12 protein-coding genes are annotated in these 14,993 nt (G+C 68.7%); 7 read left to right on the forward strand and 5 right to left on the reverse strand.

Features of this window, described 5'->3' with window-relative positions; translation table 11 throughout:
- Complete coding sequence (locus tag ACFQ9R_RS27445; RefSeq protein ID WP_378994368.1) at window positions 1–900, reverse strand: LysR family transcriptional regulator; 900 nt, start codon at window positions 898–900, stop codon at window positions 1–3.
- A 71-nt stretch (window positions 901–971) separates the two neighbouring features.
- On the opposite strand from ACFQ9R_RS27445, the gene ACFQ9R_RS27450 reads away from it, so the two are divergent.
- The 7 genes from ACFQ9R_RS27450 to ACFQ9R_RS27480 all read left to right on the forward strand — a co-directional run bounded on the left by ACFQ9R_RS27450 (window position 972) and on the right by ACFQ9R_RS27480 (window position 8,709).
- Window positions 972–1,898 carry an EamA family transporter gene (locus tag ACFQ9R_RS27450; RefSeq protein WP_378994370.1) on the forward strand — a complete coding sequence of 309 codons (927 nt, stop codon included), beginning with the start codon at window positions 972–974 and terminating at the stop codon, window positions 1,896–1,898.
- Between the two features lie 186 nt (window positions 1,899–2,084).
- On the forward strand, window positions 2,085–3,839 hold the full coding sequence (locus tag ACFQ9R_RS27455) for an FAD-dependent oxidoreductase (RefSeq protein ID WP_378994372.1): 1,755 nt from the start codon (window positions 2,085–2,087) through the stop codon (window positions 3,837–3,839).
- Between the two features lie 62 nt (window positions 3,840–3,901).
- Complete coding sequence (locus ACFQ9R_RS27460; protein ID WP_378994375.1) at window positions 3,902–5,137, forward strand: MurT ligase domain-containing protein; 1,236 nt, start codon at window positions 3,902–3,904, stop codon at window positions 5,135–5,137.
- A complete protein-coding gene (locus ACFQ9R_RS27465; protein WP_378660960.1) occupies window positions 5,134–5,850 on the forward strand; it encodes a type 1 glutamine amidotransferase in 717 nt (238 codons plus the stop codon). The genes ACFQ9R_RS27460 and ACFQ9R_RS27465 overlap by 4 nt, the downstream gene beginning before the upstream one ends.
- Before the next feature lie 149 nt (window positions 5,851–5,999).
- Entirely contained in the window at window positions 6,000–6,866 is an 867-nt protein-coding gene (locus ACFQ9R_RS27470) for an ABC transporter permease (RefSeq protein ID WP_378994500.1), read from the forward strand.
- On the forward strand, window positions 6,863–7,921 hold the full coding sequence (locus ACFQ9R_RS27475) for an ABC transporter substrate-binding protein (RefSeq protein WP_378994378.1): 1,059 nt from the start codon (window positions 6,863–6,865) through the stop codon (window positions 7,919–7,921). Before ACFQ9R_RS27470 ends, ACFQ9R_RS27475 begins: the two co-directional genes overlap by 4 nt.
- Entirely contained in the window at window positions 7,918–8,709 is a 792-nt protein-coding gene (locus ACFQ9R_RS27480) for an ABC transporter ATP-binding protein (RefSeq protein WP_328658596.1), read from the forward strand. The genes ACFQ9R_RS27475 and ACFQ9R_RS27480 overlap by 4 nt, the downstream gene beginning before the upstream one ends.
- Window position 8,710: 1 nt before the next feature.
- Here the strand turns inward: ACFQ9R_RS27480 and ACFQ9R_RS27485 are convergent, their stop codons facing one another.
- The 4 genes from ACFQ9R_RS27485 to ACFQ9R_RS27500 all read right to left on the reverse strand — a co-directional run bounded on the left by ACFQ9R_RS27485 (window position 8,711) and on the right by ACFQ9R_RS27500 (window position 14,794).
- Window positions 8,711–9,583 carry a bile acid:sodium symporter family protein gene (locus ACFQ9R_RS27485; RefSeq protein WP_378994381.1) on the reverse strand — a complete coding sequence of 291 codons (873 nt, stop codon included), beginning with the start codon at window positions 9,581–9,583 and terminating at the stop codon, window positions 8,711–8,713.
- A 118-nt stretch (window positions 9,584–9,701) separates the two neighbouring features.
- On the reverse strand, window positions 9,702–10,769 hold the full coding sequence (locus tag ACFQ9R_RS27490; protein ID WP_378994383.1) for a putative zinc-binding metallopeptidase: 1,068 nt from the start codon (window positions 10,767–10,769) through the stop codon (window positions 9,702–9,704).
- Window positions 10,770–10,772: 3 nt separating this feature from the next.
- Window positions 10,773–11,669, reverse strand: a complete 897-nt coding sequence (locus tag ACFQ9R_RS27495; RefSeq protein WP_378994385.1) for a transglutaminase N-terminal domain-containing protein — start codon at window positions 11,667–11,669, stop codon at window positions 10,773–10,775.
- Window positions 11,666–14,794 (reverse strand): circularly permuted type 2 ATP-grasp protein, encoded by a 3,129-nt coding sequence (locus ACFQ9R_RS27500; protein ID WP_378994387.1) that lies wholly within the window; start codon window positions 14,792–14,794, stop codon window positions 11,666–11,668. The genes ACFQ9R_RS27495 and ACFQ9R_RS27500 overlap by 4 nt, the downstream gene beginning before the upstream one ends.
- Window positions 14,795–14,993: the final 199 nt, after the last annotated feature.

The following is a 14,993-nucleotide window of genomic DNA, read 5'->3' on the forward strand; positions in this document are numbered from 1 at the left end:
TCAGCGCGCGATCACCTCGCGCGCCGCGGCCTCGAACGCGTCGAGCACCGTCGCGATGGCGGGGCTGCGGTGCGCCTGCGGGCGGGTGATGATCTCGTAGACCCTGGCCGCGCGGACCCCGGCCAGCGGTAGCACCGACAAGTCGGGGTGGGCTACGGCGTAGCGCGGCATCAGCGCGACGCCGTAGCCGGAGACCACGAGCGTTTCGATCACCCGGAACTCGTTGAGCCGCTGCGCGATCCGTGGCCGTACCCCGGTGACCGTGGCGATGGACTCGAGCACGTCGTCGACCGGGAACCCGCCGCGCACGCTCACCCAGGTCTCCTCGGCGAGTTCTTCCGGGCGCACCGACGAACGCCCGGCCAGCGGATGATCCGGTGCGACAACGACATCGATCGGCTCACGCATCAGCACTCGCGCCGACAATCTCGGCCCGGCCAGCGACGGCGCGCGTTCGTCGCGATGGGTGAGCACGATGTCGTAGTCGGCCAGCAGTTTCGACGCCTCACTCGGCGGGAGGTCCTCGTCGCCCGCGACCAGTTCGACCCCGCTGGTGGCCAGCGTGGCGAGCACGAGCGGCAACAGCAGTGCCGCACCGGACGGGAACGACGCCACCCGCACCTGACCCCGCGGTGAGCCCCGGTAGTGGGCCATCTCGGCGGTGGCCCGGTCCATCGCGGCGAGCACGTCGTCGGCCCGGAGCACCAGCGCCTGCCCCGCGTCGGTGAGCCGCACCCGGCGTCCGTCCGGTTCGAGCAGCGCGACCCCGGCCTCTCTGGCCAGCACCTTCAACTGCTGCGAGACCGCCGACGGGGTCATCGACAGCACCTCGGCGACGGCGGCGACCGTGCCGCGGTCGGCCAGCTCGCGCAGAATGCGCAGTCGCTCAATCGAGAACATGAAGTAAAACTACGTTATCCATCCACATTTATTCGATTGTGCTGATCTTTAGCGGCCCGCACGATAAGGGCGTGACCTCCCGTGATCGCCTGCTCGGACTGACCGTCGTTGTGCTCTGGGGCCTGAACTTCCTGGCCATCCGCATCGGCCTCGACCACTTCCCGCCCTTTTTCTTCGTCGCGCTGCGCTTCGCCGTCATCGCGATCCCCGTGCTGATCTTCATTCCACGTCCGGCCGTGCGCACCCGCTGGCTGCTGCTCTACGGCACCGGCTTCGGCATTCTGCAGTTCGCGTTCCTGTTCACGGCGATGCGCACCGGCATGCCGACCGGCCTCGCCTCACTGGTACTGCAGTCCTCGGCGCCGTTCACGGTGATGCTGGGCGCGGTGCTGTTGCGCGAGCGCTTGCGGCCGGTGCAGGTCGCCGGACTCGCGGTGGCCGTGTTCGGCATGGTCATCATCGGCGCCGACCGCTTGGCCAACGCCACCCTGCTGCCGGTCCTGCTGACGTTGGCGGGCGGCCTGGGCTGGGCGTTCGGCAATATCGGCGCCCGTCAGGCCGGGGCCGACTCCCCCGGCTACAACCCCCTGCACCTGACGCTGTGGATGTCGGTGGTTCCCGTCGTGCCGATGCTGGCGCTGTCGATGGCTGTCGAGGGGCCTGGCACCGGTTTCCGCGCGGTCGGCGCCGCGTTCTCCGCCGACGGACTGCCCGCACTCGGCGCCGTCGCCTACATCGCCGTCCTCGCGACCGTGTGCGGTTCGGGCCTGTGGACCTATCTGATGAGCCGCTATCCGGCGGGCACCGTGGCGCCGTTGTCGCTGCTCGTGCCGGTCGTCGGCATCGCGGCGGCGTGGGTGGTCCTCGACGAACAGCCGTCGGTGGCCGCGCTGATCGGCGGGGCGATCGTGATCGCGGGCGCCTTCGCGGCAACCACCGGCCTGGGCCTCCCGAAGGCGCCATCGCCCGCCCCCACCCCCGAATTGGCCCGAGCCTGAACCCGAATTCAGCCCACGACCGCTCGAGCTCTGGCTAGCATGTGACCGGTCGCCCGATGTGTTTCCGTGCGACCGGTCGGTTTTGAGCTCGCGAACGACGCACAGGTCGATACAGCCAGGTCTTCGCCGCGCTCTAGAGTGGTAGCAAATCCCAGGCAATACTCGAGCAAGGCAGCTGAACAGCGTATGGCGGAACAGCGGTGGCCCGTTTCGCGAAGGAACCTTCTTCGTGGCACGGTCGCAGCGGGGGTGATAGCGGCGGGGGCCGTGGCGGGAGCGCCGGGATTCGCCGCGCCGCCGGGGCGCCGGGTAGCGGTTCTGGGCGGCGGTGTCGCCGGGCTCACGGCCGCGCACGAACTGGCCGAGCGCGGGTTCGAGGTCACCGTGTACGAGGCACGCGCGCTGGGCGGCAAGGCCCGCAGCGTGGGGGTGCCGGGTACCGGCCGCGACGGCAGACCCGATCTGCCCGGCGAGCACGGGTTCCGTTTCTTCCCCGGCTTCTATCAGAACCTGCCCGACACGATGCGCCGCATTCCGCATCCGGGCAATCCCGACGGTGTGTGGAACAACCTCATCGCCGTGCCGGAGGCCCGGTTCTCCCGCCGTGACAGCGACGACATCACCCTTGCCCTGCCCGACAGCTTCACCGCCGCGCAGGCGACGCCGGATTCGATCCGCGAAACCCTGGCCGGCACCATCGCCACGACCGCCAAGATGTCGGCGGCGGAAGGCCTGTTCTTCGCCAATCGGCTGATGGTGTTCAACACCAGCTGCGATGCCCGCCGTTTCGGCCAGTGGGAGCACACCTCCTGGTACGACTTCGTGCACGGGCACGAACGGTCGCACGAGTTCCGCGCGGTCGTGTCCCGGTCGCTGACATCGATCATGGTCGCCGCCAAGGAGAACCTGGCCAGCACCCGCACCATCGGCAGCATGGGCGAACAGTTCCTCGGCAACCCGCTCGGCCTCGGCAACGACGGCGGCCTCGACCGCGTGCTCAACAACACGACCAACGCCGCCTGGATCGATCCGTGGGTGCGGCACCTGCGTGAGCTGGGCGTGCGTTTCGAACTCGGCGCACGGGTCAGCGAACTCGAGGTGCGCGACCGGCGGATCCGGGCGGCGCGGATCACCGACGCCACGGGCGCGCGCACCGTCGACGCCGACTATTTCGTGGTGGCGCTGCCGGTGGAACACGCGAGAAAACTGTGGTCGTCGCAGGTACTCGCCGTGGCGCCCGAACTCGCCGCGACGGAGCGGCTCTTCGTCGACTGGATGAACGGAATACAGATCTATTTCCGTGCGCCCCTGCATATTTCGCGCGGACACACGGCCTACGTCGATTCGCCGTGGTCACTCACCTCGATCAGCCAGAATCAGCTGTGGACCGATAAACTGCCGTCCTTCGGCGACGGCACGGTGGCCGATTGCCTTTCGATCGATATCTCCGACTGGAATTCGCCGGGAATGCTGTACGGCAAACCCGCCACCGCGTGCACCCACGAGGAGATCTTCCGCGAAGTCTGGGCACAGTTGAGCAGCCATCTCAACGATCGTGAACAATTGCTCCGGCCCGCCGATGTGCATTCCTGGTTTCTCGATCCGGGAATCACCTGGCAGGGCAGTCACAACGCGAATGCCGACCCGTTGCTCATCAATACCGCCGGCTCGTGGGATGCCCGCCCCGAGGCGCACGGGTCGATCGAGAATCTCTTCCTCGCCGGTGACTACGTGCGCACCGATGTGGACCTGGCGACCATGGAGGGCGCCAACGAGTCGGCCCGTGCGGCGGTGAACGCGCTGCTCGACGTGGCGGGCTCGCCGGCGCCGCGCTGCCGTGGTTTCCGGCTGCGCCGCACCCCCGAACTGGAGCCGCTGCGCATCATCGACGCCGACCGCTACGCCAAGGGCATGCCCAACCTTTTCGACGAACCGACCTGACCCGGACAAGCTCACACCGCTCCCGCACGCGCGCCCGGACGGCGCGCACATAGACTCGCGGCGTGGCAGACATCTCGGTGCGTGGGCGCTTGGCCTTGCGAGCAGCGGCGGCAGCGTCGTGGGCTTCGCAGAAGGCGGGTCGCGGCAAGGGTTCGATGATCGGCGGCCTGATCGCGTTGAAGATCGATCCGTCGATCATGACGCAGCTCGGGCGCGGTCGGCGAACGGTGCTGATCACCGGCACGAACGGTAAGTCGACCACCACCCGGATGACGACCGCCGCGCTCGGCACGCTCGGCGACGTCGCCACCCAGGCCGACGGCGCCAATATGGACGCGGGCATCGTGGCCGCGCTCAGCCTGCACCCGGGTGTGGCGCTGGCCGCGATCGAGGTCGACGAGCTGCACCTGCCGCACGTGAGCGACGCGCTGAATCCGGCCGCCGTGGTACTGCTCAATCTCAGCCGCGACCAGCTCGACCGGGTCGGCGAGATCAACATGATCGAACGCAAGCTGCGTGCCGGGCTCCTGCGTCATCCCGACACGGTCGTCATCGCCAACTGTGACGACGTGCTGGTGGCCTCCATCGCCTACGACCACCCGAATGTGGTGTGGGTGTCGGCGGGCAGCGGCTGGGCCGTCGACGCGACGAGTTGTCCGCGCAGCGGCGAGCCGATCGTCTGGGAGGGCGAGAACTGGCGCTCGACCGGTGCCGATTTCCATCGCCCGCAGCCGGTGTGGTGGCTCGAGGGCGAAGACCTGTGCGGCCCTGACGGTTTCCGCGCTCCGCTGCATCTGGCGCTGCCGGGTCGCGCGAATCGCGGCAATGCCGCGCAGGCGGTGGCCGCGGCGGTCGCGATGGGCGCCGAGCCCGCGAAGGCCACCGATGCCACCGGCACTGTGCGCGAGATCGCGGGCCGCTACCGCACCGTCACCGTCGGCGACCACGACGCGCGGTTGCTGCTGGCCAAGAACCCCGCGGGCTGGCAGGAAGCGCTGTCGATGATCGACCCGGCCTCGGCCGGTCTGGTGATCGCGGTGAACGGTCAGGTGCCCGACGGCGAGGACCTGTCGTGGCTGTGGGACGTGCGGTTCGAGCACTTCGAGGGCGTGCAGGTGGTCGCCTCGGGCGAGCGCGCCACCGATCTCGCCGTGCGCCTCACCTACGCGGGTGTCGAGCACACGCTCATCCCGGATCCTGTGCGCGCCATCGCCTCCTGTCCCCCCGGACATGTCGAGGTGCTGGCCAACTACACCGCGTTCCGCGATCTCAACCGTGACCTGGAGGCCCGCAAGTGAGCGAGTCAACCCTTCGTATCGGCCTCGTGCTGCCCGACGTGATGGGCACCTACGGCGACGGCGGCAATGCCCTGGTCCTGCGCCAGCGCCTGCGGATGCGGGGCTACGACGCCGAGATCATCGACATCACCCTCGCCGATCCCGTCCCGGATTCCTTCGACATCTACACCCTCGGCGGCGCCGAGGACTCCGCGCAGCGCCTGGCCACCCGCCACCTGCAGAAGTACCCCGGCCTCCAGCAGGCCGCCGCCAAGGGCGCACCGGTGCTCGCGATCTGCGCCGCCATCCAGGTGCTCGGCAACTGGTACGAGACCTCGGCGGGCGAAAAGGTCGACGGCGTCAGCCTTTTCGACGTCACCACCTCGCCGCAGAAGGTGCGCGCCATCGGCGAGGTCACCACCACGCCGCTGGTTCCCGGCCTGAAAGCTCCTCTCACCGGCTTCGAGAACCACCGGGGCGGCACGACTCTCGGCTCCGATGCCACCCCGCTGGCCCGCGTGACCCGAGGTGTCGGCAACGGCGTGGGCGACGGCACCGAGGGCGTGGTCCAGGGCTCGGTCTTCGGCACCTACCTGCACGGTCCCGCGCTCGCCCGCAACCCCGAGCTGGCCGACCTCCTCATCGCCAAGGCCCTCGGTATCCCCGCCACCGACCTGGCTCCCCTCGACCTTCCCGAGGTCGATCGCCTCCGCAAGGAACGCCTGCGCGCCTGACCCGACAGCGGATCGACGCCGCCACGCGGACTTCCGCTCATCGCGACTTTTAACCTCCCGTAACCGCTACCTGCGCCGATAGCGTCTCCCTTCGCAGTGCTGGACGAATCCGCCCGGCACCGGAGGTGAGGAGTGCCGAGGTGACCGCAGTGGTGTCGACCGTGGACGCCGACGAAGCGGCCGGTGCGAAACCGAGCACTGCGAAGGCACCTCGGCGGGGTGGTTCGGTGCTGGCCGCGGTGGTGGCGCTCGGCGTCGTGCTGGCCGGCTGGACGGTGGTGACGGCCGCCGGATTGGTCGACCCGCTGTATCTGCCGTCGCCGAAGGCGGTGTGGGATGCCTTCGTGCGCGCCAATTCCACGCATCGGATCGCCGACGGCGTGGATCGGTTCGTGGTCGGCGAGCAGAACTACTACCTGTGGGAACACCTGCTGGCCAGCCTCCAGCGGATCGCGATCGGGGTGGGTGCGGCGATCGTGGCCGGGCCGCTGGTCGGGTTCGTGATGGGGATGGTCGCGCCGGTGCGGTGGGTCACCGAGCCGATCCTGAACTTTCTGCGCGCCCTGCCGCCGCTGGGTTACATCGGTCTGCTCATCGTGTGGTTCGGCATCGGCGACACCGCCAAGATCTGGCTGCTGTTCCTCGCCGCGTTCCCGCCGATCGTCATCGCGACGCTCGACGGCGTACTGGGCGTGAAACAGGACTACCTCAACGCGGCGCGCTCACTGGGTGCCGGTCGCGCACAGGTCATTTCCCTCGTCGTACTCCCCGCGACCCTGCCCAACGTGATCAGCGGTATCCGCATCGCGACGGCTTTCGCCTGGACCACGGTCGTGGCCGCCGAACTCAACAACGGCATCCCCGGCATCGGCGGACTCGCGTATATCGCGGGCACGCAACTGAATACGCCGCTCACCATCGCCTGCATCATCGTGATCGGCGTGGCGGCGATGCTGCTGGACGCGGTGATCGTGTTCATCGGCGCCCGAGCTGTTCCCTGGAAAGGCAAAGTATGAAAACCGCACTGCGCAGGGTCGTCGCGACCTCGGCCGCATTCTCCGCCGTTGTCGCTGTCACCGCGGGCTGCGTGGAATCGGGGCGCGAGGACACCGGCGCGGCCGCGAGCTGCCCGTTCGCCGCCGATCCGAGCGTTACCAGCACCGTTCGCCTCGGCTTCCAAGCCATCCCCAACGGCGATCTGGTGGTGAAGGACCGCAACCTGCTGCAGGCGTGCCTGCCGAACGCGAAGATCACCTGGAGCCAGTTCTCCTCCGGCGCCGATGTGGTGCAGGCCTTCGGCGCGGGCGGACTCGATATCGGCACGCTCGGTTCGAGCCCGGCGACCAAGGCGCTGTCCGCACCGCTGAACCTGCCCGTGCAGGTGGTGTGGATCCACGATGTGATCGGCACCTCGGAATCGCTTGTCGTGCGGGACAAGTCGATCACCAGCTTGGCCGGGTTGGCGGGCAGGAAGGTCGCCACGCCCTTCGGCTCCACCTCCCACTACAGCTTGCTCGCCGCGCTCGACAAGGCCGGACTCACCGGCAAGGTGGAGCTGATCAACCTCGCTCCCGATGCGATTCCCGGTGCGTGGCAAGGCAATCAGATCGATGCCGCCTGGGTCTGGGACCCGACGCTGTCCAAGCTCACCGCGGCGGGCGGCACCGTGCTCACCAGTAGTGCCGAGACCGCGGCGGGCGGTGCGCCGACCTTCGACGTCGCGATCGCCGACAAGAAATTCCTCGCCGACAACGCCGCGTTCGCGAAGACCTGGGCCAAGGTGCAGGACTACGCCGTCGGTCAGCTGAAGAACCAGCAGGCCGAGGCCGCGGTGTCGATCGGCGCGCAGCTCGGTATCGCCCCCGACAAGGTCGTTCCGCAGCTGGCGGGCTACCAGTACCTGCCCGCCGCCGAGCAGGCAGGCGCGAAGTACCTGGGTGGCGGCTTCGGCGCGGACCTCGCCGGTACCGCGCGATTCCTGTTGAGCCAGGGCGGCATCGCCGCGGTCGGCACCGATCAGCAGTACCGCGACGGCATCTCCGCCACTGCCGCGGCGGGCGCGGGCTCGTGACCGCGGGGCCGGTGGCCGCCGATGCCGAGCGGGTGACGTTGACCGGGGTGAGCAAGAGCTACCCCGGTCCCGACGGCGACGTCGTGGTGCTCGCGCCGACCGACCTCACCATCGAACCCGGCGAATTCGTCTGCGTCATCGGCCCTTCCGGCTGCGGCAAGTCCACCCTGCTCAACATCCTCGCCGGATTCCTCCCACCGACCTCGGGTGCGGTGCGGGTCGGCGATCGGGTGGTCGACGGACCCGATCCCGACCGCGGCGTGGTCTTCCAGCAGGCCAACCTCTACCCCTGGCTCTCGGTCCGCGGCAATGTCGAGTTCGGTCCGAAAGTCCGTGGGGTGTCGAAGCAGACGCGGCGGGCCGACGCGCAGCGGCTGCTGGAGCTGGTCGGACTCGACCAGCTCGGCGACCGCAAGCCCTACGAGCTCTCCGGCGGCCAGCAGCAGCGCGCGCAGATCGCCCGCGTGCTGATCAACGATCCCGGCATCGTGCTCATGGACGAGCCCTTCGGCGCCCTCGACGCGTTGACCAGGGAACGACTCCAGCGCGAACTGCTCACCCTGTGGCGCGATCGCCGCAAGACGGTGCTGTTCGTCACCCACGGCATCGAGGAAGCCATCCTCCTCGGGACCCGAATCCTGGTGATGGGCACCGAGCCCGGCCGGATCGTGCACGACGTCACGCCCACCTTCGAGGCGGGCGCCGACTTCGCCACGATCCGTGCCGACCCCGAGTTCAGCGCCCTCCGAGACGAATTGGCTCGCCACATCTACGCGGCCCACGCCTGATCTAGACGGCGACGCTCACCTGCCGACGGGTGATGAGCCAGCCGACGAGCGCGGCGAGCGGGAACATCAGCACGCCGTAGACCGCTGCGGGAACGGCCAGCTCGGTGCTGTCGAGCACGCTGATCGCGATGGTGATGGCGATGGTGCTGTTGTGGATCCCGACCTCGAACGAGCAGGCGATGGCCTGGCGGTCGGCGACGCCGAGCAGGCGCGGCAGGTAGTAGCCGACCGACAGGCTGATCAGGCAGAACACGACGGTGATGGCGCCGACGTCGGCGAGCGAGTCGGTCAGGGTCTCCCGCTCGCTGACGATGGTGCCGACGATCACCAGCAGCAAGGTGATCGCCGACCCGATGCGGACCGGCTTGTCCATCCGGTCCGCGAACTCCGCCGACCAGCGGCGCACCAGCATGCCCAGGCCGACCGGAACCAGCACGATGGCGAACACCTGGATCACCTTGCTCAGCTGCAAACCGACGGAACCGTCCTCGCCGCTCGGCTCGAAGTAGCCGATGGCGAAGTTGGTCACCAGCGGCACGGTGACGACCGCGATGATCGAATTGACCGCGGTCAGCGACACATTCAGCGCCACGTCACCACGGAAGAGGTGGCTGAACAGGTTCGCTGTCGTCCCGCCGGGCGAGGCGGCGAGCAGCATCATGCCGACCGCCAGAATCGGCGTCAGGTCGAACAGCAGCACCAGGCCGAACGCGACCACCGGTAGCACCAGCAATTGGCAGACCAGCGCGATGGCGACGATGCGCGGCGTCTTCGCGATGCGGGCGAAGTCGGCGCCGGTGAGCGAGAGCCCGAGGCCGAACATGATCACCGCCAGCGCCAACGGCAGACCGACTGATACCAGTGGAGAGTTCATAGCCACACACTTCTCGTCGAGCAGTCCGGGTCGAGGTACCGACCGGATTGAGACGCTCCGGTCTCAATCTCGCAGCGTAGCCAGCTGTGACGTTCGTCGCAGCGAAATCGACAAGGTATTACCCCGTCGAGACGACAGCCTCCGGAGCGGCGGCATGACTGCCGGTGCACAGATCGTGGACGAAGCGCATCTTCTCCAGCACCCGCTCCGGCAACACGAAGGGGTACAGGTCGTCGCGGCCCATCGAGCGGTTGACCATGTTCAGCGACCAGGTCAGCGGCAGCCAGAGCTCGATGATCTTGTCGAACCCGGCGCGGCCGATCTGTGGGCGGTCCAGCGTCGCGCCCGCCGGGGCGAGTCCGAAAGCGGCCGCCGTGTCGAGGGTGTCGCGGATGTGCAGGTAGTGGGCGAAGGTCTCGGCCCAGTCCTCGGCGGCGTGCATCGTGGCGTAGGAGGAGACGTGGTCGCGTTTCCAGCCGCTGGGCGCACCCTGGGAATAGTGGCGGTCCAGTGCCGCCTGGTAGTCGGCGAAGGGATCGCCGAACAGGTCGCGAAAGCGTTGCAGGGCAGCGTCGTCGGCGACGAGCACGGAGAAGTAGTAGTGCCCGGTCTCGTGCCGGAAGTGGCCGAGCAACGTGCGGTACGGCTCGGCCATCTCGATGCGCAACTGCTCGCGGTGCGGGTCGTCGGCCTCGGCCAGGTCGAGGGTGACCACGCCGTCCATATGGCCGGTGAGCACGCCGTCGGTCCGGCTGGACAGCAGATCGAAGGCCAGCCCGTGTTCGGGATCCTCGTCGCGGCCGACGATCGGCAGCCCGAGCTCGACCAGCTCGAAGATCAATCGCCGTTTGGCCGTCTCGGCCTCGGCGAACGCGGCGAGGCCGTCGGTATCGGTGTCGTTGGGCCTGGTCCTGGTGAGCTTGCACGACACGCACAGGCCGGGACCGGACGCGTCACCGTCGACCAGCCAATTGCACTGCGCCACATGCAGGTTGTCGCACAGGCGGAAGCGATCGCTGTCGACGACGCCGGCCACGTGGTCGATCGCCTCGTCGCTCGGCGGGTCACCGATCACCACCAGCGCCCGTTCCCCCAGGCTGAAACCCAGTGCGCTGCGGCACGACAGGCAGACAGAGTTCTCGAAAGCCAGCTGCTGGCCACAGTTCGGACAAACGAAATCACGCACGGACTACACCTCCACCGGGGCCACATCGACCGATACCTTGATTGTGGACTGCTTCGCGTCGGTGTAGATGATGCCACGCAGCGGCGGAACGTCCTGGTAATCGCGACCCCACGCCACGGTCACGTACCGCTCGTCGGCGAACTGGTCGTTGGTGGGGTCGAAGGCGATCCAGCGGCCGGTGCGATCGGTGTCGTCGGCGCCGGGCAACCAGACCGCGGCCCACGCGTGCGTGGCGTCGACGCCGACCATGCGTTCCTTACCCGGCGGCGGGTCGGTGGCGAGATAGCCGGAGACGTAGCGTGCGGCCAGGCCCTGCGCGCGCAGGCACGCCGCGCCGATTCGGGCGAAGTCCTGGCACACGCCTTCGCGGGCGGCGAACACGTCGGCCACGCTGGTGCTCACCGTCGTGGACCCGGAACGGTACTGGAAGTCGTGGTGGATGCGCGTGTTCAGCTCGGTCACGGCTTCGAGCAGCGGCCTGCCCGGCGGAAAACTCTCCACGGCGTACGCGAGGACGTCGGGGGTGATCTCGGGCGGGAGCAGATCGAGGGTGAACTCGACGGCCAGCGGGCCGGTGGCAGACGTAGGACGCGCCGACTCCCAAGGCATGTCGGCACCCGGCAGCGCCGCCGGGTCTTCGCCGTCGACATCGATGAGGGACTCGCCGGTGACCTCGAGGTTGCGATGCTCGGAGGTCACGTGGAAATACGTCGTGGTGTTGCCGTAGACGTCGGTGCCCACCGAGCGGTCCGAGGGCACCGGGTCGATGTAGATCTCGTGCTCGAGCAGGCGCTGACCCGGATATTCGCGCGGGGTGAGATACGCGCGACCGTAGGAGCTGGTCACCTCGTCGGAGTAGCTGTAGGTGGTGCGGTGCACCACCATGTATCGCCGGGTCATCCGACCATCCTGGTATTGCCCCAGAGCGGCTGAATACCCAGCGGGACGGTGAGTTTGGTGGCCTCGAACGATTCGGCCAGCTTGCGCAGTCGCAAGTGCACCCCCTCCAGCAGTTCCACCAGTTCGGTGCGCACGCCGTCGTCGTCGGTGTGTTCCAGGTCGGCCGGGTCGACGCGGCGCAGCATGCGCTGGGCGTCGGCGAGCAGGCGCTGCGAACGCGAGGCGCCGGAACCACCGGGCAGCGCCTGGAAGTCGGCCTCGAGACGGTCGAGCTGATAGATCAGCGACCGCGGGTTGCCCGGGTCGAACAGCAGCAGTCCCGCGAGCGCGGCCACATGCGCCGAACCACGATGGCGGCGACGGTAACTCACCGCCGACTCGGTGGCGGTGAGCACGGCCTCCGCGACCACCCCTTGCACTTCGGCCGAACTCCGTCGCCCCAGTGCGGCATTGATCAGCGACGTCACCGCCAGCCCGCGCTCGATCCGTTTACCGATATCCATGACGTACCAGCCGGTGTCGCGCACCAGCGACTCCGCGCCGATCCCCGACAGCGACAGCAGCGCCGCCAGCGCCAGCGAATGCACCGACGACAACGCCGTCTCCTGTTCGGTACTGGCGCTGCGGAATTCGGCCAGTGCGCGGTCGACGGCGCCGATGATCATCCAGGTGTCACCGGACAATTGATCGCGCACCGCTCGCGCGGCGGATCCGTAGTGATCCACCGCGTACGACAGCGACCCGGCCAGCTCACGATCACCGGTCAACGAGGCCAGGTACCCGAACCCCTCAGCCGAAGCTCCGGCCACCGCCCGCCGCGCGGCCACGCCGTCCTGACCACTGGAATCCATGGCTCGGTGGGTGAACTGGCCCTGCGCCTGTCGCGACCGAGCGAGCACCGGCTCGGGCTCGGGGGGCGGCACCGGCTCCGAACCACGTTCGGGCGTGACACCGGTGGTGCGCAGCGCGCGGGCCAGCGCACTGGTGCCCGCCCGCTCCCACGGCGCCTCTGCCTCGGAATCGGGTTCGGGCTCGTCCGCTGTGGGCTGATCCCGACCAGCGGACCGGCTCTGCCCCGCCGACTGTGATGCCTTCGGTTCAGCGGGCGCGTCGTGCTCCACCGCCTCCGTTCCTGCATCTTCGCTGCCCGAGGACCGCGATGACCGCGTCGCCAACGGGTCAGGCGCTTCGGCGCCTACCGAATCACGGTGCCCAGCATCGGGGTTCGTATCTTCGGTTGCGACATCGCCGGATCGCACGGCCACCAGCTGACCGATTCCATTGGGCAGCACCGACTGTGGAGCGACGGTGCCCGTGGTGATCGACAGGGCACGCATGAGGATCGGCAAGGCTTCGGCGCCATCGAGCCACGGTCGGTAGCGATAGTCCTGATAGACGTCATGGGTGGCGGCGAGCAGGCGGACCACCGACTCGGCGCGTTCGCTGTAGCGGCCCATCCAGAACAGGTCGTTGAGCACGCGCGGCGAGCTGATCGCCTCGACGACCGGCACCGCCCTGCGCAACCGCTCCTCGTGCGGCGCTTCGGAACTCGCCGCGGGCACGGCGGCCGGAGCCGCGCGGACCCACACGTCCTTCGCGGCCACTTTGATCACGCTGCGGGTCGGTTCGAGCCGCATGCGCTGCTGACCGAGGCCACCCGACATCGCCGTATAGCTGCCCCGCCTGGCCAGCGAGAACAACCGCATACCCACCGGTGCCGGCGCCAGCCCCGCCGGGCCGTCGACCGCGGGCGCGACCGAGAACTCGGCGGGCTCCTGCCCCACCCACTTCCATCGCTCGACCTGGATCCGGGCGGCGAGATCGGCGCGCTCGGCCGCCGACAGGCTCGGTCCGAAGATCGTCGAGCCGTCGACAGCGGAGCGGATCACCAGGTCACCGACGTGCGACACCAAGTGCGCGCGCTCGGTGTCGTCGCCACCCCAGTAGGTGGGGGTGGCATCGAGCAGCAGATCCTCGCCGAGCACCGAGCGGGCGATGCGCGGCAGGAACGGGCTCAGCGCGGGCGATTCCAGCAACCCGCTACCGAGGGTGTTCACCACCGTCACCGCACCGCGACGCAGCACCTCGACCAACCCGACCACGCCGAGCCGCGAATCGGGGCGCAGATCCAGCGGGTCGGAGAACTCGGCGTCCACCCGCCGCAACACCACGTCGACCCGTTCCAAGCTGCCGAGCGAGCGCATCCACAGCGCACCGTCGCGCACCACCAGATCGGAACTCTCCACCAGCGGGAACCCGAGCATCTGCGCGAGATAAGCCTGGTCGAAGGCGGTTTCGGAATGCGAACCCGGGCTGAGTACGACGACGACCGGCTCTTCCCCATCGGCCAGTTCGGGCGCCGCCTCCTCAAGCATCAACCGCATGGCCCGCGCGAACGGGCTGAGTGGACGCGGTCCCGCGTGCTCGAAAGCCTCGGGAATGGCCGAAGCCACCACACGACGGTCGGCCAGCGCGTACCCGGCGCCCGAGGGTGCCTGCGCCCAGTCGGCGAGAACCCGGAACTGCCCGTCGCTCCACCGGCTGATGTCGCAGGCGTGCAGAAAGAGCTGGTGGGTGCCGGGGATCGTGATGCCGTGCGCGGCCCGCACATACCCGGTATTGCCGAACACCACCTCCGGCGGCAACAGGCCCGAACTCAGCAGCCTGCGCGGGCCGTAGACGTCGGTGAGCACCTCATCGAGAACCAGCGAGCGCTGCACGAGACCGGTTTCGAGGCGGGTCCAGTCCTCGGCGGACACCAGCAGCGGAATCGGGTCCAGCCGCCACGGTTGCGGTATCGCGGTGTCGTCGTCGCCGCCCAGGCCGACCTCGGTGTAGGTGACACCGTCGTCCTCGATCTGCCTGCGCACCCGGTGATCGATCCGGTCGATCCCGCCGATCCCCTGGTCGATGAAGTCGGCCGACAGCTCCGACCACATCGACCGCACCCGCCCACGCCCGTCGACCAACTCGTCGTAATAGCCCCTGGTCGGCCTGCCGCACTCGTCGAAGCGCGCCCCCGCCGAACTGTCAGCCCGATACCGCGCGAACTGCTCGGCAACCTGAGCGCGAACGCCCGATCCCGGCCGATTCCCGCCCCGTTGCGCTTCATCGCGCTGAGCCACCGAGCCTCCTGTGTTTATTTGCGGCTGGCGCCGCGGGGTTTTGCGGCACCGATTGTCCCGATTGTTCCCTCCTCCGGTCAGTCGCTGCGCTCCCTCCCTCCGTCAGTCCAGAATCGGGACGGCCGCAAACCCAAAGCCGGTGACTTCCATCGACTGGTGACCAGATCGGTGTGCTGGTCGCCCCGGCGTTCTGTGGCGC

The organism is Nocardia sp. NPDC056541 (genome assembly GCF_042794235.1).
In the GTDB taxonomy this organism is placed as follows: Bacteria; Actinomycetota; Actinomycetes; order Mycobacteriales; family Mycobacteriaceae; genus Nocardia.